Origin of the sequence: Streptomyces sp. NPDC096324 (assembly GCF_044763015.1) — a bacterium.
In the GTDB taxonomy this organism is placed as follows: domain Bacteria; phylum Actinomycetota; class Actinomycetes; order Streptomycetales; family Streptomycetaceae; genus Streptomyces.
This window is the reverse complement of sequence record NZ_JBIWFK010000001.1, coordinates 556,734-579,575: the sequence shown is the minus strand read 5'-3', so window position 1 is coordinate 579,575 and position 22,842 is coordinate 556,734. Positions and strand designations below refer to the sequence as shown.

At 71.7% G+C, this 22,842-nt stretch carries 24 protein-coding genes; 12 read left to right on the top strand and 12 right to left on the bottom strand.

Annotated elements, in window-relative coordinates; genetic code table 11:
- Positions 1-90: 90 nt before the first annotated feature.
- Both ACIQ7M_RS02465 and ACIQ7M_RS02460 read right to left on the bottom strand, forming a co-directional pair.
- Positions 91-1,227, bottom strand: a complete 1,137-nt coding sequence (locus ACIQ7M_RS02465) for a CaiB/BaiF CoA transferase family protein (protein WP_403638872.1) — start codon at positions 1,225-1,227, stop codon at positions 91-93.
- Between the two features lie 152 nt (positions 1,228-1,379).
- A complete protein-coding gene (locus ACIQ7M_RS02460) occupies positions 1,380-1,760 on the bottom strand; it encodes an MmcQ/YjbR family DNA-binding protein (RefSeq protein ID WP_355770492.1) in 381 nt (126 codons plus the stop codon).
- Between the two features lie 143 nt (positions 1,761-1,903).
- Between ACIQ7M_RS02460 and ACIQ7M_RS02455 the strand changes: the two genes are divergently transcribed.
- A complete protein-coding gene (locus ACIQ7M_RS02455) occupies positions 1,904-3,076 on the top strand; it encodes a saccharopine dehydrogenase family protein (RefSeq protein ID WP_403638870.1) in 1,173 nt (390 codons plus the stop codon).
- A gap of 82 nt (positions 3,077-3,158) precedes the next feature.
- On the opposite strand, the gene mmpA is transcribed toward ACIQ7M_RS02455, so the two are convergent.
- On the bottom strand, positions 3,159-3,305 hold the full coding sequence (gene mmpA, locus ACIQ7M_RS02450) for a morphogenic membrane protein MmpA (protein ID WP_355770497.1): 147 nt from the start codon (positions 3,303-3,305) through the stop codon (positions 3,159-3,161).
- Positions 3,306-3,424: 119 nt separating this feature from the next.
- Positions 3,425-4,114: an endonuclease V gene (locus tag ACIQ7M_RS02445; protein ID WP_403638867.1), complete on the bottom strand. Its 690-nt coding sequence runs from the start codon at positions 4,112-4,114 to the stop codon at positions 3,425-3,427.
- A gap of 86 nt (positions 4,115-4,200) precedes the next feature.
- Here ACIQ7M_RS02445 and ACIQ7M_RS02440 point away from each other — a divergent pair, with 86 nt between their 5' ends.
- Positions 4,201-4,497: a YciI family protein gene (locus tag ACIQ7M_RS02440; protein WP_403638865.1), complete on the top strand. Its 297-nt coding sequence runs from the start codon at positions 4,201-4,203 to the stop codon at positions 4,495-4,497.
- 28 nt (positions 4,498-4,525) lie between these two features.
- Here ACIQ7M_RS02440 and ACIQ7M_RS02435 read toward each other — a convergent pair whose 3' ends face one another.
- Positions 4,526-5,632 carry a WD40/YVTN/BNR-like repeat-containing protein gene (locus tag ACIQ7M_RS02435; RefSeq protein ID WP_403638863.1) on the bottom strand — a complete coding sequence of 369 codons (1,107 nt, stop codon included), beginning with the start codon at positions 5,630-5,632 and terminating at the stop codon, positions 4,526-4,528.
- 291 nt (positions 5,633-5,923) lie between these two features.
- Here ACIQ7M_RS02435 and ACIQ7M_RS02430 point away from each other — a divergent pair, with 291 nt between their 5' ends.
- Complete coding sequence (locus tag ACIQ7M_RS02430; protein ID WP_355770521.1) at positions 5,924-6,340, top strand: SsgA family sporulation/cell division regulator; 417 nt, start codon at positions 5,924-5,926, stop codon at positions 6,338-6,340.
- 16 nt (positions 6,341-6,356) lie between these two features.
- On the opposite strand, the gene ACIQ7M_RS02425 is transcribed toward ACIQ7M_RS02430, so the two are convergent.
- Together ACIQ7M_RS02425 and ACIQ7M_RS02420 are read right to left on the bottom strand one after the other, a co-directional pair.
- A complete protein-coding gene (locus ACIQ7M_RS02425) occupies positions 6,357-7,193 on the bottom strand; it encodes an isocitrate lyase/phosphoenolpyruvate mutase family protein (protein ID WP_355770507.1) in 837 nt (278 codons plus the stop codon).
- 227 nt (positions 7,194-7,420) lie between these two features.
- Positions 7,421-8,107, bottom strand: a complete 687-nt coding sequence (locus ACIQ7M_RS02420) for a GPP34 family phosphoprotein (protein ID WP_403638860.1) — start codon at positions 8,105-8,107, stop codon at positions 7,421-7,423.
- 303 nt (positions 8,108-8,410) lie between these two features.
- Here ACIQ7M_RS02420 and ACIQ7M_RS02415 point away from each other — a divergent pair, with 303 nt between their 5' ends.
- From ACIQ7M_RS02415 to ACIQ7M_RS02405, 3 genes are all read left to right on the top strand, one after another.
- Entirely contained in the window at positions 8,411-10,045 is a 1,635-nt protein-coding gene (locus ACIQ7M_RS02415) for an ABC-F family ATP-binding cassette domain-containing protein (RefSeq protein ID WP_403638858.1), read from the top strand.
- 130 nt (positions 10,046-10,175) lie between these two features.
- On the top strand, positions 10,176-10,952 hold the full coding sequence (ddaH, locus tag ACIQ7M_RS02410; RefSeq protein ID WP_403638856.1) for a dimethylargininase: 777 nt from the start codon (positions 10,176-10,178) through the stop codon (positions 10,950-10,952).
- 210 nt (positions 10,953-11,162) lie between these two features.
- A complete protein-coding gene (locus ACIQ7M_RS02405; RefSeq protein WP_355770519.1) occupies positions 11,163-12,140 on the top strand; it encodes an acyl-ACP desaturase in 978 nt (325 codons plus the stop codon).
- A gap of 142 nt (positions 12,141-12,282) precedes the next feature.
- Here the strand turns inward: ACIQ7M_RS02405 and ACIQ7M_RS02400 are convergent, their stop codons facing one another.
- Both ACIQ7M_RS02400 and ACIQ7M_RS02395 read right to left on the bottom strand, forming a co-directional pair.
- Positions 12,283-13,500: an esterase/lipase family protein gene (locus tag ACIQ7M_RS02400; protein WP_403638854.1), complete on the bottom strand. Its 1,218-nt coding sequence runs from the start codon at positions 13,498-13,500 to the stop codon at positions 12,283-12,285.
- Positions 13,501-13,632: 132 nt separating this feature from the next.
- A complete protein-coding gene (locus ACIQ7M_RS02395) occupies positions 13,633-13,878 on the bottom strand; it encodes a WhiB family transcriptional regulator (protein ID WP_355768218.1) in 246 nt (81 codons plus the stop codon).
- A gap of 270 nt (positions 13,879-14,148) precedes the next feature.
- Here ACIQ7M_RS02395 and ACIQ7M_RS02390 point away from each other — a divergent pair, with 270 nt between their 5' ends.
- Positions 14,149-14,940 carry a VOC family protein gene (locus tag ACIQ7M_RS02390; RefSeq protein ID WP_403638851.1) on the top strand — a complete coding sequence of 264 codons (792 nt, stop codon included), beginning with the start codon at positions 14,149-14,151 and terminating at the stop codon, positions 14,938-14,940.
- A gap of 63 nt (positions 14,941-15,003) precedes the next feature.
- Here ACIQ7M_RS02390 and ACIQ7M_RS02385 read toward each other — a convergent pair whose 3' ends face one another.
- Together ACIQ7M_RS02385 and ligD are read right to left on the bottom strand one after the other, a co-directional pair.
- A complete protein-coding gene (locus ACIQ7M_RS02385) occupies positions 15,004-16,041 on the bottom strand; it encodes a LacI family DNA-binding transcriptional regulator (RefSeq protein WP_403638849.1) in 1,038 nt (345 codons plus the stop codon).
- A 135-nt stretch (positions 16,042-16,176) separates the two neighbouring features.
- Positions 16,177-17,193: a non-homologous end-joining DNA ligase gene (gene ligD, locus ACIQ7M_RS02380; protein ID WP_355768227.1), complete on the bottom strand. Its 1,017-nt coding sequence runs from the start codon at positions 17,191-17,193 to the stop codon at positions 16,177-16,179.
- 74 nt (positions 17,194-17,267) lie between these two features.
- On the opposite strand from ligD, the gene ACIQ7M_RS02375 reads away from it, so the two are divergent.
- Together ACIQ7M_RS02375 and ACIQ7M_RS02370 are read left to right on the top strand one after the other, a co-directional pair.
- Entirely contained in the window at positions 17,268-18,338 is a 1,071-nt protein-coding gene (locus ACIQ7M_RS02375) for an ATP-dependent DNA ligase (RefSeq protein WP_403638846.1), read from the top strand.
- A gap of 187 nt (positions 18,339-18,525) precedes the next feature.
- A complete protein-coding gene (locus tag ACIQ7M_RS02370) occupies positions 18,526-19,509 on the top strand; it encodes a DUF3048 domain-containing protein (RefSeq protein WP_403638844.1) in 984 nt (327 codons plus the stop codon).
- Positions 19,510-19,517: 8 nt separating this feature from the next.
- Here the strand turns inward: ACIQ7M_RS02370 and ACIQ7M_RS02365 are convergent, their stop codons facing one another.
- Positions 19,518-19,982: a MarR family transcriptional regulator gene (locus ACIQ7M_RS02365; protein ID WP_355768233.1), complete on the bottom strand. Its 465-nt coding sequence runs from the start codon at positions 19,980-19,982 to the stop codon at positions 19,518-19,520.
- A gap of 231 nt (positions 19,983-20,213) precedes the next feature.
- Here ACIQ7M_RS02365 and ACIQ7M_RS02360 point away from each other — a divergent pair, with 231 nt between their 5' ends.
- The 3 genes from ACIQ7M_RS02360 to ACIQ7M_RS02350 are packed head-to-tail and all read left to right on the top strand — an operon-like array spanning position 20,214 to position 22,842.
- A complete protein-coding gene (locus ACIQ7M_RS02360) occupies positions 20,214-20,996 on the top strand; it encodes a CoA transferase subunit A (protein ID WP_355768236.1) in 783 nt (260 codons plus the stop codon).
- Positions 20,996-21,643 (top strand): CoA transferase subunit B, encoded by a 648-nt coding sequence (locus ACIQ7M_RS02355; RefSeq protein ID WP_355768239.1) that lies wholly within the window; start codon positions 20,996-20,998, stop codon positions 21,641-21,643. The genes ACIQ7M_RS02360 and ACIQ7M_RS02355 overlap by 1 nt, the downstream gene beginning before the upstream one ends.
- On the top strand, positions 21,640-22,842 hold the full coding sequence (locus tag ACIQ7M_RS02350) for a thiolase family protein (RefSeq protein ID WP_403638841.1): 1,203 nt from the start codon (positions 21,640-21,642) through the stop codon (positions 22,840-22,842). Before ACIQ7M_RS02355 ends, ACIQ7M_RS02350 begins: the two co-directional genes overlap by 4 nt.

The window sequence follows — 22,842 nt, the reverse complement described above, 5'->3', positions numbered from 1 at the left end:
GGAAACCTGCGGGGAGGGCGGTACCGGGGCTCGCGCAGGCGCGAGCGGGCGCCGGGCCCCGGCCGGGAACGGGCGATCGGCGGAATCTCGTCATCCGCCGTCCTTCGTCAGTCCGGGTACGTCCCAGTCGCGGGCCACGTCCGCGGTGTCGGCGCCCGGCAGGGCGGGCCCGCCGCGGACCGAGGTGGGAGTGGCCGAGAAGCGCGGCGCGGGGGCGGGCTGGGTGATGCCGCCGTGGTCCACGAACGTGCCCCGGGCTGCGAGATGCGGATGACCGGGTGCCTCGCGCAGGGACAGGACCGGCGCGACGCACGCGTCGCTGCCCTCGAAGACGGCGGTCCACGCGTCCCTCGTACGGGTCCTGAAGCGGTCGGCGACCGCCCCGCGCAGTTCCTCCCACCGGGCCGGGTCCTTGTGGGCGGGCCCGAGTTCGGGGATGCCGAGCAGGTCGACGAACCGGTCGTAGAACCGCTGCTCCAGGGGGCCGACGGCCATGTGCCGGCCGTCGGCGGTCTCGTAGGTCCCGTAGTAGGGGCAGCCGCCGTCGAGGAGGTTGGCGGCGCGCCGGTCCTGCCAGCCGCCCGCCGCGATCATGCCGTGGATCATCGTCGAGAGGTGCGCGGTGCCGTCGACGATGGCCGCGTCCACGACCTGTCCGGTGCCGGTGGCGCGCGCGTGGTGCAGGGCGGCGAGGAGACCGACGACGAGATAGAGCGAGCCGCCCGCGTAATCGCCGAGGAGGTTCGCCGGGACCGCCGGCGGCCCGTCCGGGTCGCCGATCATCCCGAGGGTGCCGGTGAGCGCGATGTAGGCGATGTCGTGCCCGGCGCGCTGGGCGAGCGGGCCTTCCTGGCCCCATCCCGTCATCCGGCCGTAGACGAGCCGCGGGTTGCGGGCCCGGCAGTCCTCGGGGCCCACGCCGAGCCGCTCGGCGACGCCGGGGCGGTAGCCCTCGATCAGGATGTCGGCCCGTTCGGCCAGGTCGAGGACGGGGGACGGGCCGTCCTCGGCCTTGAGGTCGACGAGCACGGACCGCTTGTTGCGGTTGGTGATGTCGTGGGCCGGGTCGACGCCGATCCCGGCGCCGCCGGGCCGGTCCACCCGGACGACGTCCGCTCCGAGGTCGGCCAGCAGCATGGCGGCGAACGGGCCGGGACCGATGCCCGCCAGCTCGACCACGCGCACCCCGGCGAGGGGGCCGTGCCCCGGCTTTCCTGCCGCTGTCATCAAGCCCCCAGCACTGTGACACCACTGATGTGACATCAGTGATGTTAAGAACGTGTTCCACTCCGGGCAAGTCCCCGGCGAGCAAGCGCTTAGTTAAATCCCGGCCGCGGGACCACGCTCCGGTTCGGCGACACCGCCGATCGGCGTCGCGATCAGCGCTGGTCCAGCTCGGCTATCAGCCTTTTGGGTGCGATCACGCGATAGCTCTCCTCGACCCAGTCGCACAGCAGCTCCGCCGCCGGGGCCCCCGGCTCCTCCAGGGGTACGCGCACCCAGCCGGCCCGGCCCAGGCCGTACCCGGCGGGCTCCGCGCCGGGCGAGGTGAGCGCGTGGGCGTGCGCCGCCTCGTCCTTGAGCTTCACGGTGACGCCGAGCGGGTAACTGCCGTCGTCGAGACCGAGGAAGACGAAGACCTTCTTGTTGACCTTCGCGACGGTCTCGCCCCAGGGGAACTCCTCCGAGGCGCCGGGCAGGCCGAGCGCGAATCCACGCACCTTCTGCCACTTTTTCAGCGCGTTTTGCGACACCGCCACGGCTGCCTCCGGCCTGTTCGTACCACCTCGTCGTCCGGCTGTTCGTACCTCACGCTAGCCTCAGCCACCGACAACGGCGCTTCGCGCACGACGTGGCGCGGGCCGCGCGTTCGAGCGCAGCCCACAGTGTGGTGGAGGGTGTCATGAGCAGGGTGAACGAGCCGGACCGCGCGTACGACATCGTGCTCTTCGGAGCCACGGGGTTCGTCGGGGAGCTCACCGCGGAATATCTGGCCGCTCACGCGCCCGAGGGGCTGCGGTGGGCGATCGCCGGACGCAGCGCCGAGAAGCTGGAGCGGCTGCGGGAGCGGCTGGGCGGCGCACCCGGTGTGCTGCGGGCGGACGTGACGGACCCGGCCTCGGTGGGCGAGCTCGCCCGGCAGGCGCGCGTGGTGGCCTCGACCGTGGGGCCGTACATCACCTACGGGGAGGAGCTGGTGGCCGCCTGCGCGGACGCCGGGACCGACTATCTGGACCTGACCGGCGAGCCCGAGTTCGTGGACCTGATGTACGTGCGGCACGACGCACGCGCGCGGGAGACGGGCGCGCGGCTCGTGCACGCCTGCGGCTTCGACTCGATCCCGCACGACCTGGGCGCCTATTTCACCGTCCGGCAGCTCCCGGAGGACGTGCCGCTGAGGGTGGAGGGGTTCGTGCGCTCCCAGGCGATGTTCTCGGGCGGCACGTTCGCCTCCGCCCTCAACCAGTTCGCGCGCGGCCGGCACATGCTGGCCGCGGCCCGCGAACGCAGGCACCACGAACCGCGCCTGATGGGGCGGCGGGTCGAGGCCCCGCTGGGGGCGCCGCGGTTCGCCAAGGAGGTCGGGGCGTGGGCGCTGCCGCTGCCCACGATCGACGCCCAGGTGGTGCAGCGCTCGGCGCGGGCCCTGGCGCGGTACGGGCCGGACTTCCGCTACCGCCACTACGCGGCCGTCGAGCGGCTGCCGATCGCCCTGGGCGGGATCGCCGGGGTGAGCGCTCTCTTCGCGGCCGCCCAGGTTCCGCCCGCGCGCCGCTGGCTGTCCGACCGGATCAAGCCGGGCGATGGGCCGAGCGCCGAGCGTCGAGCGAAGAGCTGGTTCTCGGTGCGGTTCGTGGGCGAGGGCGGCGGCCGGCGCGTGTTCACCGAGGTCTCGGGCGGCGACCCCGGCTACGGCGAGACGGCGAAGATGCTCGCGGAGTCGGCCCTGTCGCTGGCCCTCGACGAGCTGCCGAAGACGTCCGGACAGGTCACCCCCGTGGTGGCGATGGGCGACGCGCTCCTGGAACGGCTGAGCGCTGCGGGGATCACCTTCCGGGTGGCGGCGGTGCGCTAGGACCTGTCTGACCATTCCCGTCTGCCTGGCGGCACCAGGCAGGTCCGCGGTGCCTGGGACGGTCGTGGGGATCGGGCGATCCTCACGACGTCCAGGCGATCACCGTGTAGATCATCCCGCCGATCCAGGCGAGGCCAGCCGGAACGGCGAGGACCAGCGCGGCCGTCACCGCGCGCCCGTCGGACCGCGCGGGCCGGGCGGAGGGGTTCGAGACCTGGTGCGTCGTCATGGGGATCACCCTGCCGGTCGCCGCGCGGCCGTACATCCGTACGGGTACTCAGGAGTCGTACTCACGTACGCGGGCGGGTCGACGGCTGGTGCGACGGGCGGGGCGACGGGTGGGCGGTGTCAGGAGGTCGCCTGCCGGAGGGCCTCGCGGCACAGCGAGTCCGCCCGGCGGGTGGATTCCGGCAGACGGTACTTCGGGGTGAGCGCGAGGGTGTGGGCGCAGGCGTTGCCCAGGTCCACGCGGTGGCCGACGGACACGAACACCGGCTTGATCCCGTCCTGGGTACGCAGCGCGCGGCCCACCTCGTCGGTGCCCGCGAGCAGCGGTGAGGCGCTGCCGCGCCGGGCGCCCGGTTCATCGTAGGAGAAGGTGAACGGGTTCTTGGCGACCCCGATCGTGGGGAGCCCGGTGAGGACGCCGAGGTGGCTGGCGAGGCCGAAGCGGCGGGGGTGGGCGAGTCCGTAGCCGTCGCAGACGACCAGACCGGGCGGGCAGGGCAGGGCGTCCAGCGCGGCCATGACGGTCGGGATCTCGCGGAAGGCGAGCAGTCCGGGGACGTACGGGAAGGAGACCCTGCCGGCGGCGGTGGCCTCCGCGACGACCTCGTGGGTCGCCGCGTCGAGGACGACGGCGGCCGCGACGACGACGTCCCGTTCGTCGTCGTAGGCGACGTCGACGCCGGTCACGTGGCCGGTGCCGGGCGGCGGGCCCGGCTCGTCGAGCACCACTCGCTCGCGCAACTCGTCCTGTACGGACCGGGCTTGTTCCTCGGTGACGGGCCAGCCCGCGGGAATGCTCACGATCGTCATGATGCGAACGAGCCTACGGGCCGGTCCCCACCCGCGTGGGCCCGGGCGGGCCCGGGCGGGCCGACGGTGGGCGTAGGGTCGCGATCATGTTCGTACTGGAGTTGTCCTACACCGCGCCGCTCGACGCCGTCGACGCCGTTCTGGAGGCGCATGTCGCCTGGCTCGACGAGCAGTACGCGGCCGGGACCTTCCTCGCCTCGGGGCGCAAGAACCCCCGCGACGGCGGGGTGATCCTGGCCGTCGCGGAGAACCGGGCGCGGATCGAGGAGATCGCCGCGGGCGACCCGTTCGTCGCGGCGGGCGTGTGCGCGTACCGCGTCACCGAGTTCGTGGCGACGAAGACGGCGCCGGGCCTGGAGCGCTACCGCGAGACCCTCGGCTGAGGACCGTCCCAAGGACCCTCCCCGTGGCTCAACGCTCCAGCCGGGCGACGCGTCCCTTCTCGCCGGAGGCCCAGCAGCCCAGGTCCGGGGCGCAGTCCACGGTGTCGTACGAGCCGGTGTCGAGGGTGCGCCAGGTGCGGCCGCCGTCGGTGGTCAGGTCGGTGCCGGTGGGGCCGACCGCGAGGGCCGCGGTGCGGCTGTGCGGCAGCCAGGTGACGCCGGAGCGGTAGGCGGGCGGTGGCCGGTCCGCGGTGGTCCAGGTGCGGCCGCCGTCGCGGGTGGTGGCCGCGGCCCGCGGCGAGGACTGGTCGGCGCGGTAGTCGCCGCCCACCGCGATTCCGTGGACGCGGTCGCGGAAGGCGAGGGCGAAGACACCGCGCGCCGGGTCGCCCGCGGGGACCGGGGTGCCGGTGGCGGTCCAGGTCAGTCCACGGTCGGCGGAGTGCAGCACGCGCGCGTGCGTCCCGCCTCCCGTGGCCAGCCACACGTCGCGGGGTCCCGAGCCGACCAGACACTGGCCGCTCGCGGCGAAGCCCGCCTCGCCGTCCTCGGCGGCGGGCATGCCGTCTTCGGGCAGCACCTTCCAGGTACGGCCGCCGTCGCCGGTCGACAGGATGCGGAACCTGCCGTCCACCGGGTCGCTCATCGCCAGACCGTGGCGCCGGTCGAGAAACGTGAGGCAGTCGTAGAAGGCGTGAACGTCGGTGTTGCGGAAGGACTCGGTCCACGTGGCGCCGCCGTCCTCGGTCCGGTAGACGCGGGACGCCTCGCCCTCGCCGATGGCGAGGACCACGGCGTGCCGGGCGTCGAACGCCTCGATGTCGCGGAACTCCAGGTCCGCGGCGCCGGGCGGCGACACGTTCCGCCAGACCGCGCCGCCGTCGGTGGTGCGCAGCACGGTGCCCTTCGAGCCGGCCACCCACGCGGTGTCCCTGCCGACGGCCGACAGTCCGCGCAGGCGCGCGTCCGTGCCGGTGTCCTTGAGCGCCCACTGCGGGGTCCGCGCCGTGTCGTGCGCCCGCGCGGGCGCCGCCACCGCCGGTACCGCCACCACCAGCGCCGCGGTGAGTGCGGCCGCCGCCGAACCCACGCCGACCGTACGGCCCGTGCGTCTCGTCTTCCCCAAGCCCCTCATGGCGGGCGAAGCTAGTCCACTCCCCCGATCGCGTCCAGATGGCCTCCGGCGGGAACCTCGGGGGCCGCCCGGGTGTCCTCTTCGGTGTCGGGTGAATACGGAACGGAAAGGGATCATCACGATCCCCGACAAGGATCACCACGATCGGGGAAAGTGGATCTCCCGGTGCATGACCTCGGTGACAGAGGTCACTCGGGTCAGAGGTGCACGCGCCGGGTCATTCTTCCGTCTCTTCAATTGACCGGCTTCATCCGCCCGGAGTTCGTCCAGCCGTCACAAGGGAGCAAGGCGTTGTCCACCGCCATCGAGCAGCCCGTAGAGGCCCGCCTCGTCGCCGCCGCGCCGCGGATGCCGAGCATTCCGGCCACGCTGCACTACGACCGGACCGACCCGTTCGCCGTCCGCATGACCTTCCCGGCCCCCGCGACGCTCGAAGGCATCGAGGTCTGCTGGACCTTCGCCCGGGAACTGCTCGTGTCGGGTCTGGAGGACTCGGTGGGGTACGGCGACGTGCGGGTGCGGCCGTACGGCTTCGACCGCACCGTCCTGGAGTTCCACGCCCCCGAGGGCACCGCCGTGATCCATGTGCGCTCGGGCGAGGTACGGACCTTCCTCCAGCAGACCACCGAGCTGGTTCCGGTCGGCCTCGAACACCTCCAGGTGGACCTGGACCGCGACCTGGCGGAACTCATGCGGGGCACCTGCTGAACCGGCGTGGGTGCCGTCAGCCGGCGCGTCCCATCAGGGCGTTGAGGCCGGCGTAGTCGAACCCGCCGGTCAGGCTCTCGCAGGTCCCCGTGTCCAGCAGCTCCCGCGCGGCACGCCGGACCAGGCCGTGTGCCGCCGCCGCGATGCTCGACCCCGCGCTGATCCGGGCCACGCCGAGCGCGGCCAGCTCGTCCACGGACGGCGCTCCGGGGCCCACCAGGATGTTCAGGGGGCCTTCGATGCCCTCGACGAGCGCCTTCACGGTCGCCGGATCGACGGTTCCGGGGACGAAGACCCCGTCGGCTCCAGCCGCCAGGAAGGCGGCGGCCCGCTCCAGGGTCTCCTCCACTCCGCCCGCGCCGCGCAGAAACGTGTCGATGCGGGCGTTGACGAACAGGGGAACCTCCGCCGCGTCGGCGGCCGCGCGGACCGCGGCGACGCGCTCCGCCTGCTCCGCCGTCGGACGCAGCGGCCCGGCCCCCTCCTCGTACAGGGCGTCCTCGATGTTGACGCCCACCGCGCCCGCCGCGAGCACCGCCCGGACGGTGTCCCCCACGCCCGTGACGTCGGACGCGTACCCGCTCTCGATGTCCGCGCTGACCGGCACCCGCACCACGGCGGTGATCCGCGCGACGGCCGCGAGCGCGTCCTCCCTGTCCAGCCGGTCCCCGTCCGCCGCGCCCAGCGTCCAGGCGAGGCCCGCGCTGGTCGTCGCCACCGCCGCGGCGCCCGCGTCCTCGACGATCCGGGCGCTCACCGCGTCCCAGACGTTCGCCAGGACGAGGGGCCGGCCCGGCACGTGCAGGGCGCGGAGGGCGAGGGCGGAGTCGCGGAGTCGCTCGGTGTCGGTCATGGGACAACCCAAGCACGGCCGGGGCGAGGGGAGCTGGCAGGAATCCGACGTGTACGCGGCCGCCGGGCGCACGACGGGCCGGGCGCGCCCCCGGAAGCATGGGCTCCCGTGGGCGGACCCGGCCCGTGCCGTCCGCTCGGTTCTCCGCGGCGTCCGTTCGGTTCTCCGCGGCCGTCCGCTCGGTTCTCCGTGGCGTCCCTTCGGTTCGCCGCGGCCGTCGCCCGCGTTCAGTTCGTCGCCGTCGTGGCGGCGGTCGTGGAGGAAGCCGTCGTGGCCGCCACGACCACCGCCGTGCGGACGTCCTGGATGACCTTCCTCAGGGCGGGAGCCGCCGCGCCCCCGCGCTCGGTGAGCTCGTCGATGCGGGCGCGGTGGAGCCTGCGTTCCTTGGGCGACGCGAAGGTGCGCAGCTCGGCGGCCGTGGCCAGGGCGACGAGGGCCGCGTCGCGGTCACCGACGTCGGCGACGGGCACCGGTCCCTCCAGCACCTCCCGCGCGTCCGAGCGCAGGGCTTCCACCACGGCGATCCGGTCCAGCTCGTACTCGACGGACGGGAAGATCCCGAAGACCCGCTTGCGCTCCGCCCGCAGGTATCCGTCGGCGGCGAGCTGGGCACGGACCGCGTCCAGGGTGACCCGGGCCCGTGAGGTGACCCACGGCTTCCACCGCCGGGGCCGGGACTCCGCCACGAGTTCCAGGAGCCCGTCGAGAACGACGTCCCCGGTCCGGGAGTCGGCGTCGACGGGGGTGACGATGCCGTCGTCGTCGACGAGCAGCCCGCGCTGGGCGAGCTCGGTGAGGGCGCCGGCGCGCACCAGGTGGTGGAGGTGGGTGGACCCGGTGATCCTCCCCTTCGTGGTGTCCCACGCCAGGAGGTAGAGCCGGGCGGGCAACGAGAGCGAGCCGTTCGGCACGGGATCTCCTCGGTTCGTCGGTGGGGCGGGTTAATCCTTTGACAGCCCTCAGGACCGTCCCTACGGTGTGAAGCGGTTCTGTTGCCGTCGAATGGAGAAGGACGTTGCTCGTCTGAGGTCGGAGACACCGCGTCACACAGCCGGTCCCGTCGGACCCGCGTGTGCGCAGCGTGCGACCTCGGCGTTCGAGCCGTCCCAGGGTGCGGAGCCCGTTCTTCCCGCTCTCCTCCGAACCGGATCGTCGTCGCCTCGCGGTGTCCCGTACGCGTACCCCCGACCGCATCCAGCAATCGCGAGGCCCTCATGTCAACGTTCCCCACCTCCGTCACCTGTACCTCCCTGTCCTTCGCCTGGCCGGACGGCACCGAGGTCTTCGACGACCTCCAGGTCGCCTTCGGACCGGGCGTCACCGGACTCGTCGGCGTCAACGGCTCCGGCAAGTCGACCCTGTTGAAGCTGATCGCCGGAGAGCTCACCCCGGCCGACGGCACCGTCCGGGTCGCGGGCGAGGTCGGCCGTCTGCCGCAGAACGTCACCCTCGACACCGCGCTGCGGGTCGACGAGGCGCTCGGCATCAGCGCGGTCCGCGCCGCCCTGCACGCGATCGAGGCGGGCGACGGGTCCGAGGAGCACTTCGACGTGGTCGGCGACGACTGGGACGTCGAGGAGCGGGCCCGCGCGACCCTCGGCGAGCTCGGCCTCGGACACATCGACCTGGACCGCACGATCGGTGAGGTGTCCGGCGGCGAGTCGGTCCTGCTGCGGCTGGCCGCGCTCCTGCTGCGCCGGCCCGACGTCCTCCTGCTCGACGAACCCACCAACAACCTGGACCTGTACGCGCGACAGCGGCTGTACGCGGCCGTGGAAGCCTGGTCAGGGGTCATGATCGTGGTCAGTCACGACCGCCAACTCCTCGATCTGGCGGACCAGATCGCCGATCTGCACTCCGGCGAGGTCACCTGGTACGGCGGGAACTTCTCCGCGTACGAGGAGGCGCTCGCCGCCGAACAGGAGGCGGCGGAGCGCATGGTGCGCGTCGCCGAGTCCGATCTGATGAAGCAGAAGCGCGAACTGGTCGACGCTCGGGTCAAGTTGGCCCGGCGCAGGCGGTACGGGCAGAAGATGAACGACCAGAAGCGCGAACCGAAGATCGTCATGGGAGCGCGCAAACGGTCGGCCCAGGAGTCCGCGGGCAAGCACCGGCTCCTGCACGAGGGCAGGCTGAGCGAGGCGAAGGAGCGTCTCGACGAGGCGGTGGAGGCCGTACGGGACGACGACGTGATCCGGATCGACCTGCCGTACACGGCGGTGCCGCCGGGGCGCGACGTCCTCACCCTCGACCGGCTGGAGCTGAAGCACGGCGCACGGGTGAACGGCGTGTTCGATCTTCGCGGACCCGAACGTGTCGCGATCGTCGGGCGCAACGGATCGGGCAAGACGACACTCCTGCGGACGATCGCCGGGGAGCTGGACGCCGTGTCCGGCGAGGCACACGCCCATGTGCCCCTGCGTTTCCTGCCCCAGCGGCTCGACGTCCTCGACGACGAGCTGACCGTCGCCGAGAACGTGGCCCGCTACGCGCCCGCCGCCACCGCCAACCGGATCCGGGCCCGGCTCGCCCGCTTCCTGTTCAAGGGGGCGAAGGCCGACCAGCGGGCGGCGACGCTCTCCGGCGGCGAACGCTTCCGCGCGGCGCTCGCGGCGCTGATGCTGGCCGAGCCCGCCCCGCAGCTCCTGATGCTCGACGAGCCGACGAACAACCTCGACATGGCGAGCGTCCACCAGCTCACCACGGCCCTGGAGTCGTACGAAGGGGCGCTGATCGTCGCCAGCCACGACATGCCGTTCCTGGAGTCGATCGGCATCACGCGACGGCTGCTGCTGGAAGGAGGAGAACTGAAAGAAATCGCTCCGGAAACTGTCGGGTATTCCTCATAGTGCGGGACGCGGAGGCGGCCTAGCGTCGGGGGTGGGCGGTGCCCGGTGTCGGGCCGGGGGTCTTCTGCGTGCGCGAACCGCGCTGCATGATGGTGCGTTCGACACCCCCAGCCGATTCGGAGACCCGCCCGTGCCCAGTCAGAAAGCGCTCGTCCGCCGGCCCGGCCCCCGCCTCGCCGAGGGGCTGGTGACCCATGTGGAACGCACGGAGGTGGACGTCGATCTCGCGCTCGAGCAGTGGGAGGCGTACACCGAGGCGCTGCGGACGCACGGCTGGGAGACCGTCGAGGTGGACCCGGCCGAGGACTGTCCGGACGCGGTGTTCGTCGAGGACGCCGTCGTCGTCTTCCGCAACGTCGCGCTCATCGCCCGGCCCGGCGCGGAGAGCCGCCGGGCCGAGACGCCGGGCGTCGAGGAGGCCGTGGCCCGCCTCGGCTGCTCGGTGAACTGGATCTGGGATCCGGGCACCCTCGACGGCGGCGACGTCCTGAAGGTGGGCGACACGATCTACGTGGGCCGGGGCGGCCGGACGAACGCGGCCGGGGTCCAGCAGCTCCGCGCCGCCTTCGAACCGCTCGGGGCGCGGGTCGTCGCCGTTCCCGTCAGCAAGGTGCTGCATCTGAAGTCGGCGGTCACCGCTCTGCCCGACGGGACGGTGATCGGCCACGAGCCGCTCGTGGACACGCCCTCGCTGTTCCCGCGCTTCCTGGCCGTCCCGGAGGAGTCCGGGGCGCACGTGGTGCTCCTGGGCGGCGGGAAGCTGCTGATGGCCGCGTCCGCCCCGAAGACCGCGGAACTGCTCGCCGGCCTCGGCCATGAACCGGTCGTGGTGGACATCGGCGAGTTCGAGAAGCTCGAAGGCTGCGTGACATGCCTTTCGGTGAGGCTCCGGGAGCTGTACGTCTGAACGAGTGAGCGAGTCACCCGTACGGTCCCGCCCCTCGCCGCTCCGGGCCTCTCCGGCAGGGGGCGGAAGAGGCGCGCCCTCGCCCGGAACACCGCTGATCAGCGGTCTTTACGGGCTTCTTAACCTACGGAGACGTAACCTACGGAGACGTAGCCTACGATGCCGTAGGTTAGATTTCCGCTCGTTGTCCCGTCCCTCCCTGGAGCACCAGTGACGATCACTTCCCCCGACCTCGGCAGCCCGGCAGCAGCCTGGACCGACGCTCGCCTGCTGTACGCGCTGGAGGAAGTCGTCGAGACGGAGCTCAACCGCCACCTGAAGGTGGCCAAGGACTGGATGCCGCACGAGTACGTGCCCTTCAGCGACGCCCGCAACTTCCCGGGGCAGTTCGAGGACGGCGAGGCCTGGGACAAGGAGCAGTCCAAGGTCACCGAGATCGGCCGGATCGCGCTGGTCGTCAACCTGCTCACCGAGGACAACCTCCCGAGCTACCACCACGAGATCGCGTCCCTCTTCGGCCGCGACGGCGCCTGGGGCACCTGGGTGCACCGCTGGACGGCGGAGGAGGGCCGGCACGGCATCGTGATGCGCGACTACCTGCTCGCCTCGCGCGCGGTGGACCCGGACAAGCTCGAAGCCTTCCGCATGCAGCACATGAGCGAGGGTTTCGAGTCGGACAACCGTCACTCGATGCTGCACTCGGTCGCGTACGTCGCCTTCCAGGAGCTGGCGACCCGCATCTCGCACCGCAACACCGGGCACCAGTCGGGCGACCCGGTCTGCGACCGCATGCTGGCGCGCATCGCGACCGACGAGAACCTGCACATGGTCTTCTACCGCAACCTCCTGAAGGCCGCGTTCGAACTGGCCCCCGACCTGACCATGCAGGCCGTCCGTGACGTCGTCGTCAACTTCCGGATGCCCGGTCACGGCATGCCCGGCTTCGAGCGCATGGCCGCGCAGATGGCCATCGGCGAGGTCTACAACATGCGCATCCACCACGACGACGTGCTCCAGCCGGTGCTGCGGCACCTCAAGGTCCTGGAGATCGGCGGCCTCGGCCCCGAGGGCCTCAAGGCCCAGGAGGAGCTCGGCTACTTCATGGGCGGCCTGGACGCCGAGGCCTCGAAGTTCGACGCGAAGCTCGCCGCCCGCAAGGCCCGGATGGCGGCCCGCGCCACCGCGTGACCCCTCCCGGGCGGACCGGAACGGGCGCGGGCACCCCGGCAGGGTTCAGGTCCCGCCGGGGCGCCCACACATGCCGTGGCCCCGTGGGCCACGCCCGGTCCCGCGGCTGTCCGGTCCCCGACCGGTCCGGTCCCGGGCCGCTCTAGTCGGGGAGCCGGTCCAGGACCCACTCCCCGATCTCCGCCGTCATGACGGCGTGCGGGTCGTTGTCCGTCGAGAGCAGGAAGTCGTCGAGATCCGACTCCTCCGGGGGCAGCTCGTCGATCTTGGCGTACAGGTTCTCCTGGCGGTCCAGGTCACGGATGGCGACCGCGCTGATGGACGGGACGAAGCACACCGACCGGTGGACCATGTCGACGTTCTCGCCGAACGCCGTCAGCGTGTCCCCGACGATGCCGAACGACTCGAGCGTTCCGCCGGGCGCGCCGTCGAGTTCGGGGAACCCGCTCGTGGTGATCGTGTACGGGCCGCCGAGGACGCCGTCGAGCACGGCCACATCCGCGGCCTCGCCCTTGGGCTGGGCGAGGAAGTACGTGCCGTCGAAGAGCGGCCCGGCGCAGGTCAGCGCCTTCGCCCCGGCGCGCACCCCGTTGCCCACACCGTCACCGCGCCCGCTGGACACCCCGATCAGGCGCGGGATGCGCGGCCAGCCGCCCACCCGCTCCAGCTGTTCCTTGAACTCCCTGCGCAGCGGGCTCTCCTTCGGCGTGCCGTCGAGAGCGTCCAGGTGGCGCCAGAGCATCTGCTGCGAGGCGGGGCTGCTGATCTGCCGCAGGTAGGTGTCGTCGCCGGCGTCGGCGAGGTAGTGCGCGAACGCCTGGAGTCCGATCGGCACCCACGCTCCCCGGTGCGGGCTGTCGAACGACACATAGACCCCGACCCGGTGGTCCATGCGCTGCATCTCCATCTTGGCCAGCGCGTAGCGGGTGACGATGCCGCCCATGCTGAACCCGCCGACGAGCAGCCGGGTGTCGCCGAGCTGTTCGGCGACGGTCCGCATGATCGCGGCGGTCATCGTCTCGGCGTTGCGCAGGATCGACTCGCTGCGCTCGTCGAACCCGACGAGGACCAGCGTGCGTCCCCGCCGGCGCAGTTCGCTGATGAACGGGAACCTGCCGTTCTCCAGCCCGTCCCACAGCCAGTCGAAATCGGTCGGCCCCAGGTTGAACCCGTCGGCCAGGACCACCGGCCGGACCACGCCCTTGTGGCCCTGCCCGTAGTACACCCGGGCGCTGCCGCCCGGTAGCTGCCATTCCTCGTCGGCCGGGGGAGCCTGCGCGGGCGCGGGCTCCCCCATCGGGGTGACGAGTCCGATCGACCCCGCGACTTTCCTTGCTTTGGTGGCCTTGCTGTCGGCCATGACGTCCCTTTCGGTGTCGGTGACAACGATCAGAGGACGTCATACGCAGATTTGGCACGGTCCAAGCGCATATGCCAAGCAGCTCACTCCGATGAACCACGACGGCAGTCCAAAGGAGGCGAGGGGGTCGGGTCACTCCAGGGCGCGCCGCAGGCCGAGACGCTCCTTCTCGGAGAGTCCGCCCCACACGCCGAAGCGTTCGTCGTTGCTCAGCGCGTATTCGAGGCACGCGGGACGCATCGCGCACATGCCGCAGATGCGCTTGGCCTCGCGCACCGAGCTGCCCGGCTCGGGAAAGAAGAAGTCCGCCCCCGTCTGCGCGCACAACGCCTGCTCCTGCCAGGCGAGGTCGGACGGGGTGATGGTTACCGAGTACATGGTCACAGCGTGCCCGGCGGCGAAAAACGTTCGATCAACGCGGGATCAACGCGGTGTACCAAGGCTTCCGGCGGCCTCGATGATGGCCCCGCGGGATGGTCTCGGGCACGGCGGCGCGCGGGAGAACCCGGCGACGATACGAATCCCGGTGGACACTCGGAGTGACGGGCGCCGCCGTTCCGGCCGGTTTGCGCGTCTCCGGGGCGATTGTCAGTGGGCGGTGGAAGACTCGGCATCAAAGGCAACGGGACCCCTCAAAGGAGGGCAATCATGCTCACCACCAGCTTTGTCAACGGCTCCCCGAACTGGCTGGATGTCGGCACGGCCGACATCGAAGGCGCCATCGCCTTCTACGGAGGCCTCTTCGGCTGGCGGTTCGAGTCGGCGGGGCCGGACGCCGGTGGCTACGGGTTCTTCCAGGTGGACGGCAAGACCGTGGCCGGGGGTATGCAGGTCACCGCCGAGCAGGGCCCGCCGTCCTGGAACGTCTACTTCCAGACCGCCGACGCCGAAGCCACCGCCAAAGCGGTCGAGCAGCACAAGGGCACGGTGCTCATGCCGCCCATGGACGTGATGGGCGAGGGCCACATGGCCATGCTCGCCGATCAGGCCGGCGTGACCTTCGGCGTGTGGCAGCCCGGCCGGACCAAGGGCCTGGGCATGGCGGGCGACCCGGGTTCGCTGTGCTGGGTCGAGCTCTGCACGCCGGACATCGCGGCGGCCGCCGGGTTCTACAACGCCGTCTTCGGGTGGCACACGACGGCGGCCCAGTTCCCGGGCGGGACCTACACCTGCGTCAACCCGGCGGAGACCGAGGAGGAGGGCATGTTCGGCGGTCTGATGCCGCTCGCGGACGACCCGGTCGAGGCGAGGACCGGCGCGTACTGGCTGCCGTACATCGAGGTCCCCGACACGGACGCCGTGGTCGCCAAGGCCGGGGAACTCGGCGGTGCGGTGCGTATGCCCGCCACGGACATGGAGGGTGTCGGCCGTATGGCCAAGCTCGCCGATCCGTACGGGGCACGCTTCGCGGTGATCAAGAGCGCCCCGCGGCAGAGCTGAATCGTCCGGGGCGCCGGGGCTGTCGTCACTGTACGGAAGCCCCTCGCACCATGGTCTTCAGCCCTACGCGGAGGCCCGTCGCACGATCGTCGTCGGCAGGACCACTCCGCCGGGGTCGGGCGCCGGGTCCTGCGCGGCGGGGCCGCCCTCGAGGCCGCGGATCAGCAGCCGGGCCATCAACCGGCCCATCTCCTCTATCTCCTGACGCACCGTCGTCAGTGGCGGATCCGTCTGTTCGGCGATCGGCAGCATGTCGTCGAAGCCGATCACGGCGACGTCCTCGGGCACCCGTCGTCCGTGCTCGCGCAGCACGCGCAGCACGCCGAGGGCCGACAGGTCGTTCGCCACGAACACCGCGTCGACGTCGGGGCGGCGCTCCAGGAGTTCCCGCATCGCGCGTTCGCCGCCGGCGGGGGTGAAGTCCCCCTGTGCGACGAGCTCCGGACCGGCGTCGGCCATGACGTCCCGGAAGCCGTCGAGCCGGTCGACCGCGGAGGTCTGGTCGAGGGCACCGGTGATGTGGGCGACGCGCGTCCGCCCGAGACCGAGGAGATGGCGAACGGCCTGGCGGGCTCCGCCGCGGTTGTCGCAGTCGACGTACACCGCTTCGCGGACGCCGTCGCCCCAGCCGGGCCGTCCACCGAACACGGTCGGCACGCCCGCGCCGTGGATGAGGCCCGGCAGCGGGTCCTCGAGGTGCAGGGAGAACACGAGCGCGCCGTCGACATGGCCGCCGGCGAGATAGCGGGCGACGCGGGCGTGATCGTCGCGCCCTTCCGTGAGCAGCAGGACCAGTTGGGAGTCGTTGGCCGTCAGCTCCTTGCTGATGCCCCGGAGCTGGAGTGCGAAGAACGGGTCGGCGAAGACGCGTGTCTCGGGCTCGGCGATCACCACGGCGACCGCGTCGTGGCGCCGGGTGACGAGGCTGCGGGCGGCCTGGTTCGGAACGTAACCCAGTTCCTCGACGGCCCGGCGCACGCGCTCGACGAGCGGCTCACGGACTCCGTCCCCGCCGTTCACGACCCGTGACACGGTGGCCCGGGAGACCCCGGCCCGCGCGGCCACGGCCTCCAGCGTGGGGCGCGACACTGTCTCGGTCACCTCAGGGCACCTCCTCGGCGGATGCCGATCAGGATAGCCGCGCGACCGCTCGCTCCGTGGGGGTGCTCCCCGATCATCGAAAACGGCTCGAACCGGTCTCCCCACAGGGCGACTTGACGGAAGTGTCCCCGGGTCCTAGGCGTCCTCGTGCTTCGCTCGGCTCGGCTGCACCCGCTTGGGCTCGCCCGGCATCTTCGGGTACTCGGGCGGGTACGGGAGGTCGCCGAGGCCGTGGTCGTGCTCGTCGCGGCTGGCGAGTTCCAGCAGGGCCTCCAGCGAGAAGGCGTGCTCGTCCATGTCGGCGTGCACGTCGCCGAGTTCGGCGAAGCGCTTCGGCATGGTCGCCAGGTCGAAGTCCCGGGGTCTGGCGTCCTGCACCTCGTCCCAGCGCAGCGGTGCGGAGACCGGGGCGTGCGGGCGGGGACGTACGGAATAGGCCGAGGCGATGGTGCGGTCCCGGGCCGTCTGGTTGTAGTCCACGAAGATCTTCTCGCCGCGCTCCTCCTTCCACCAGGCGGTGGTGACCTGGTCGGGCATACGGCGTTCGAGCTCGCGCCCGACGGCGATGGCGGCCCGGCGCACCTGGGTGAAGGTCCAGCGCGGCTGGATGGGCACGAAGACGTGGAGCCCGCGGCCGCCGGAGGTCTTGGGCCAGCCCCGCAGGCCGCCGTACTCGTGCAGGACCTCGCGCAGTTCGTGGGCGGCGCGCACCGCGTCGGCGTAGTCCGTGCCGGGCTGCGGGTCGAGGTCGATGCGCAGTTCGTCGGGGCTGTCGACGTCCTCGCGGCGGACCGGCCAGGGATGGAAGGTGAGCGTGCCGAACTGCGCGGCCCACAGCACGGCGGCGGGCTCGGTGGGGCACATCTCGTCGGCGCTGCGGCCGCTGGGGAAGGTGATGTGGGCGGTCGGGATCCAGTCGGGCATGTTCTTGGGCGCCCGCTTCTGGAAGAAGGACTCGCCGGTCACCCCGTCCGGGTAGCGCTCCAGCGTGGTGGGACGGTTGCGCAGGGCGCGCAGGATGCCGTCGCCGACGGCGAGGTAGTACTGGGCGAGGTCCAGCTTCGTGAACCCCCGCTCAGGGAAGAAGATCTTGTCCGGGCTGGACAGACGCACGCTCCTGCCGGCCGCTTCGAGTTCCACCGCATCGCCCATGCGAGCCACGGTAGGCGCAGCTCGCGGGCCCCGCACACCGGGCGGATGCCCGCGCCACCGCGCAGAATCGAAGTATGGATCTGCCGGTCATGCCCCCCGTGAAGCCGATGCTCGCCAAGTCCGTGGCGAAGATCCCGCCGGACATGCACTACGAGGCGAAGTGGGACGGGTTCCGGGCGATCGTGTTCCGTGACGGGGACGAGCTGGAGATCGGGAGCCGTACCGGGAAGCCGCTGACCAGGTATTTTCCGGAGCTGGTGGAGGCGTTGCGGGAGCGGTTGCCGGAGCGTTGTGTGATGGACGGGGAGATCGTGATCGCCAGGGACGGGCGGCTCGACTTCGACGCGCTCACGGAGCGGATCCACCCGGCGGACTCGCGGGTGCGGATGCTGGCCGAGAAGACCCCCGCCTCCTTCGTGGCCTTCGACCTGCTGGCCCTGGCCGACGCCTCCCTGCTCGACGTGCCGCTGACCGACCGGCGCGCGCTGCTGGTGAAGGCGCTGTCCGAGGTGACGGCACCGGTGCACCTGGCGCCCGCGACCACGGACCGCGAGGTGGCGCGGCGGTGGTTCGAGCAGTACGAGGGGGCGGGGCTCGACGGGGTCATGGCGAAGCCCCTCACGCTGCCGTATCTGCGGGACGAGCGGGCCATGTACAAGATCAAGCACGAGCGGACGGCGGATGTCGTCGTGGCCGGCTATCGCTTCCACAAGAGCGGGCCGGTCGTCGGGTCCCTGCTGCTGGGGCTGTACGACACCGGGGGCACGCTCCAGCACGTGGGCGTGAGCGCCGCGTTCACGATGAAGCGGCGGGCGGAACTGGTGGAGGAACTGGAGCCCCTGCGGCTCGAGGACGCGGCCGAGCATCCGTGGGCGGCCTGGGCGCAGGAGTCGGCGCACGAGAGCGCCCGGCTGCCGGGCGCGCCCAGCAGGTGGTCGGCGAAGAAGGACCTGTCCTGGATTCCGGTCCGGCCCGAGCGGGTGGCCGAGGTGGCGTACGACCACATGGAGAACGGCGTACGGTTCCGCCACACGGCCCGCTTCCGCCGATGGCGTCCCGACCGCACCGCCGAGAGCTGCACGTACGGACAACTGGAGGAGCCGGTCGGCTACGACCTGGCGGAGATTCTGGGGCCGCGGAGCTGAGACAGCCGGGCAGAGCCGGGGCACCGGCACGGAATCGTCGCCTCCGCGACCCCCTTCGACCCTGCACGGATCGTCCCGCTGAGCCGATCGTCTCAGTCGCCTCGCGCAATCAGAAACGATCGGGTACGGCCACCGATGAACTGATGAACGCATAAATCGATGGCACGGGACAGGTGGCACGGTGGGCATGCGAGAGATGGTGCGGACGCGGCGGGGCGCGTGGACGGCGGGACTGCTGGCCGTCACGGTGACGGGCTCCCTGATATCGGGCTGCACCTCGGGGGGCGGAGCCACCGACGACGGCAGGTCGCCGAGTCAGAGCCAGAGCCCGAGCGAGAGCGGGACCGGCACGGTGAACGCCGGTCCGGTGCTCGCCGTGAAGATCGACAACGCGCCCGACGCCCGCCCCCAGACGGGGCTCGACGCGGCGGACGTGGTCTACGCGGAGCAGGTCGAGGGAGGTCTGAGCCGGCTGATGGCGGTCTTCGCGAGGACCCTGCCCGACGCCGTCGGGCCCGTACGCAGTGCCCGCGAGTCTGATCTCGAACTGCTGAGACAGTTCCACGACCCGACGCTCGCCTTCTCCGGGGCCCAGCACAAGCTGCTGCCGCTGATCGACGACGCCCCGCTGGATCCCGAGCCGGCCGGGAAGGTGCCCGACGCCTGGTACCGGGGCGCGGGCAAGGCCGCTCCGCACAATCTGTATCTGCGTCCGCGGCGGCTGATGGACTCCGTGCCCGGCGACGCGGCGCTGACCACGGGCTTCCACTTCGGTGCGGCACCCTCGGGCGGCACCCCGGAGACCTCGCGCACGGTCCGCTTCCCGTCGGCCCGCTTCACCTTCACCTGGTCCGCCGAACGGGGGCGCTGGCTGGTGGCGATGGACGGCACCCCGACGGTGACGACCGACGGGAAGACGGTGGCCCCGGCGACCGTGGTCATCCAGTACGTGAAGGTCCGTACGTCGAAGTACCACGACTTCCTCGGCAACAACACGCCGTTCACGGAGTCGGTGGGCTCCGGCACGGCCCAGGTGCTGCGCGACGGCCGCGCCTTCGACGCGAACTGGACGCGCCCCGAGGCGAGCGACGGCACCCGGTTCACCACCCCGGACGGCGCGCCGATGAACTTCGCGCCGGGCCAGGTGTGGGTGGTCCTGGCCAAGGCGTGAGAGGCGCCTCAGTGCTGCGCGCGAAGGGGTTCCGCGGGGTTGCGGAGCCCCTCGGCGGCGTCCGAGACACGCTGGATGAGGTCGAGGAAGAGGCCCTGTTCCTCGGCGGAGAGCGGGGCCAGGAACACCTGGTTCATGCGCGCGGTGCGCACGGTCAGCTTGCGGTGGACGCGCAGCCCGTCGTCCGTGAGGCGGAGCAGGTAGCGCCGCCCGTCCTCGGGGTCGCGCACCTTGTCCAGCAGCGCGCGGCGCCCGAGCCGGCTGATGACCTCGGCGATCGTGGACCGGTCGAGCCCCACCCGCTCCCCCACCGTGCGCTGGTCGAGGCCGGGCTCGGCGACGAGCGCGTTCAGGACCGCGAACTGGGGCGAGGTGATCTCCTCGGAGACCATCGTGTTCCACAACAGGTAGTGCGCCTGCTGAAGTCGCCGGGCCAGGTGCCCGGGATGGGTGGAGAGGTCCACCGCGGCCATGTGCGCTCCTGACGTCATCCGTACCGAATTCGTTTGTGCACTGAACGATACCTGTCCCCCTCGACGGCTGTCCCGCCCCAGTCGGCCATGCAGTTCGTATGTATGTGCGCGCCCATCTGGGGTCTTGACGGACCGATGTCCGGGTGGCAGCGTGCTGAGCACCTCGAAGAATTAATCAGTGCCCTGATTAATTTGGGCGCCGGGGCAGTCGGAAGAGATGAGGCTTCACGGATGGACAAGGTGGTCGCCACGGCACTGGAGGCGGTGGCCGATGTACCGGACGGGGCGACCCTGGCGGTCGGCGGATTCGGCCTCAGTGGCGTACCGAACGTGCTGATCGCGGCTCTGCACGAGCGCGGCGTCCAGGGACTCGGGGTCGTCTCCAACAACTGCGGGGCCATGGACTCCGGGCTCGCGACCCTGCTCGCCGCCGGACGCGTCGCCCGTGTCACCGGCTCGTACATCGGCGCGAACAAGGAGTTCGCCCGGCAGTACCTGTCCGGCGAGCTGGAGGTCGAGATGATCCCGCAGGGCACGCTGGCCGAACGGCTGCGCGCCGGCGGTGCCGGGATCCCCGCCTTCTACACGCCCGCCGGGGTCGGCACACAGGTCGCCGAGGGCGGGCTGCCGTGGCGGTACGACGGCCACGGCGGTGTCACGCTGGCCTCCCCGCCGAAGGAGGTGCGCGAGTTCGACGGCACCGAGTACGTGCTGGAGCACGGCATCCGCACCGACTTCGCGCTGGTACGGGCCGCGAAGGGCGACCGGCACGGCAACCTCGTCTTCAACAAGTCCTCCCGGAACTTCAACCCGCTCGCCGCGATGGCGGGCCGGGTGACGATCGCCGAGGTCGAGGAACTCGTGGAGCCGGGCGGGATCGATCCGGACGCCGTGCATCTGCCCGGCATCTTCGTACAGCGCGTCGTGGCCCTGACTCCCGAGCAGGCGAGCGCCAAGATGATCGAGAAGCGGACGGTCTCGGCGTCCGCGGCGGACGGAACGGTGAGCGAGTGATGGCCTGGAGCAGGGAAGAGATGGCCGCGCGCGCCGCGCGGGAGCTGACGGACGGCCAGTACGTGAACCTCGGCATCGGCCTGCCGACCCTGATCCCCAATCACCTCCCCCCGGGCGTGGAGGTGATCCTGGAGTCGGAGAACGGCATTCTCGGCACCGGCCCGTACCCGGCCGAGGACCAGGTCGACCCCGACCTCATCAACGCCGGCAAGGAGACCGTCACGGTCCTGCCGGGTGCCTCGTACTTCGACTCCGCACTGTCCTTCGGGATGATCCGCGGCGGGCACATCGACGTCGCGGTGCTGGGCGCGATGCAGGTGTCGGCCGGCGGCGACCTCGCCAACTGGGCCGTCCCCGGCAAGATGATCACCGGCATCGGCGGGGCGATGGACCTCGTCCACGGGGCCCGTACGGTCATCGTGGTGATGACGCACACGGCCAAGGACGGCTCGCCCAAGATCCTGCGGGAGTGCGAGCTGCCGCTCACCGGGAAGGCCTGTGTGAACCGGATCATCACCGATCTGGGCGTCCTCGACGTCACCGACGAGGGCCTGCTCCTGGTGGAGACCGCGCCGGGCGTCACGGTCGCGGAGGTCGTGGCGAGGACCGCCGCCGAGGTCCGTGTCGTGGAAGGGATCCGGCTGTGAAGGACGTCTACATCGTCGATGCCGTACGGACCCCGTTCGGCAGGTACGGCGGTTCGCTCGCCGGTGTCCGACCGGACGATCTCGCCGCCCACGCCGTCCGCGAACTCCTCGCCCGCACCCCGGACCTGGACCCGGCGCGGATCGAGGACGTGTACGTCGGCAACGCCAACGGCGCGGGCGAGGAGAACCGGAACGTGGGCCGGATGGCCGCGCTGCTGGCCGGGCTGCCCACCTCCGTGCCGGGCGTGACCGTCAACCGGTTGTGCGCCTCCGGGCTCGAAGCGGTCATCCAGGCGGCCCGCGCCATCGCGCTCGGCGACGCGTCGATCGTCCTGGCCGGCGGCGTCGAGTCGATGACCCGCGCGCCCTACGTCCTGCCCAAGAGCGAGAAGCCGTTCCCCGCCGGGCACACCGAGCTGTACTCCACGACGCTCGGCTGGCGCATGGTCAATCCGCGGATGGACCCGCGGTGGACCATCCCGCTCGGCGAGTCCGCCGAACTCATCGCCGACAAGCACACGATCACCCGTGAGCGACAGGACGAGTTCGCCCTCGCCAGCCACCGGAAGGCGGCCCGGGCCCAGGATGAGGGCCTGTTCGACGCCGAGATCGCCCCCCTGTCCCTGCCCCGGCGCAAGGGCGATGCCGTCGTGTTCGACGCCGACGAATGCGTACGCGCCGACGCGTCCCTCGACGCCATGGCCCGGCTGAAGCCGGTCTTCCGCACCGAGGGCGGCACGGTCACCGCGGCCAACGCCTCGCCGCTCAACGACGGTGCCGCCGCCCTGCTGCTGACCGACGCGGAGGGTCTGCGGGCCACCGGCCGCGAACCTCTCGCCCGGGTGTCCGCGACCGGCGTGTCCGCGATCGACCCCCAGTACTTCGGACTCGCCCCCGTCGAGGCCGTGAACCGCGCTCTGGCCAAGGCGGGCAAGGGATTTGACGACCTGTCGACACTGGAGCTGAACGAGGCCTTCGCCGCCCAGGTCCTCGGCTGTCTCGCGGAATGGCCCGAGTTCGACCCCGCGATCCTCAACCCGCTCGGTGGCGCCATCGCAATCGGCCACCCCCTGGGCGCCTCCGGCGCCCGGCTCGCCGGAACCGTCGCCCACCAACTCGCCCGTCGGGGCGGCGGAGTCGGCGTCGCCACCCTCTGCATCGGTGTGGGCCAGGGCCTCGCCCTCGTCCTCGAACGCTAG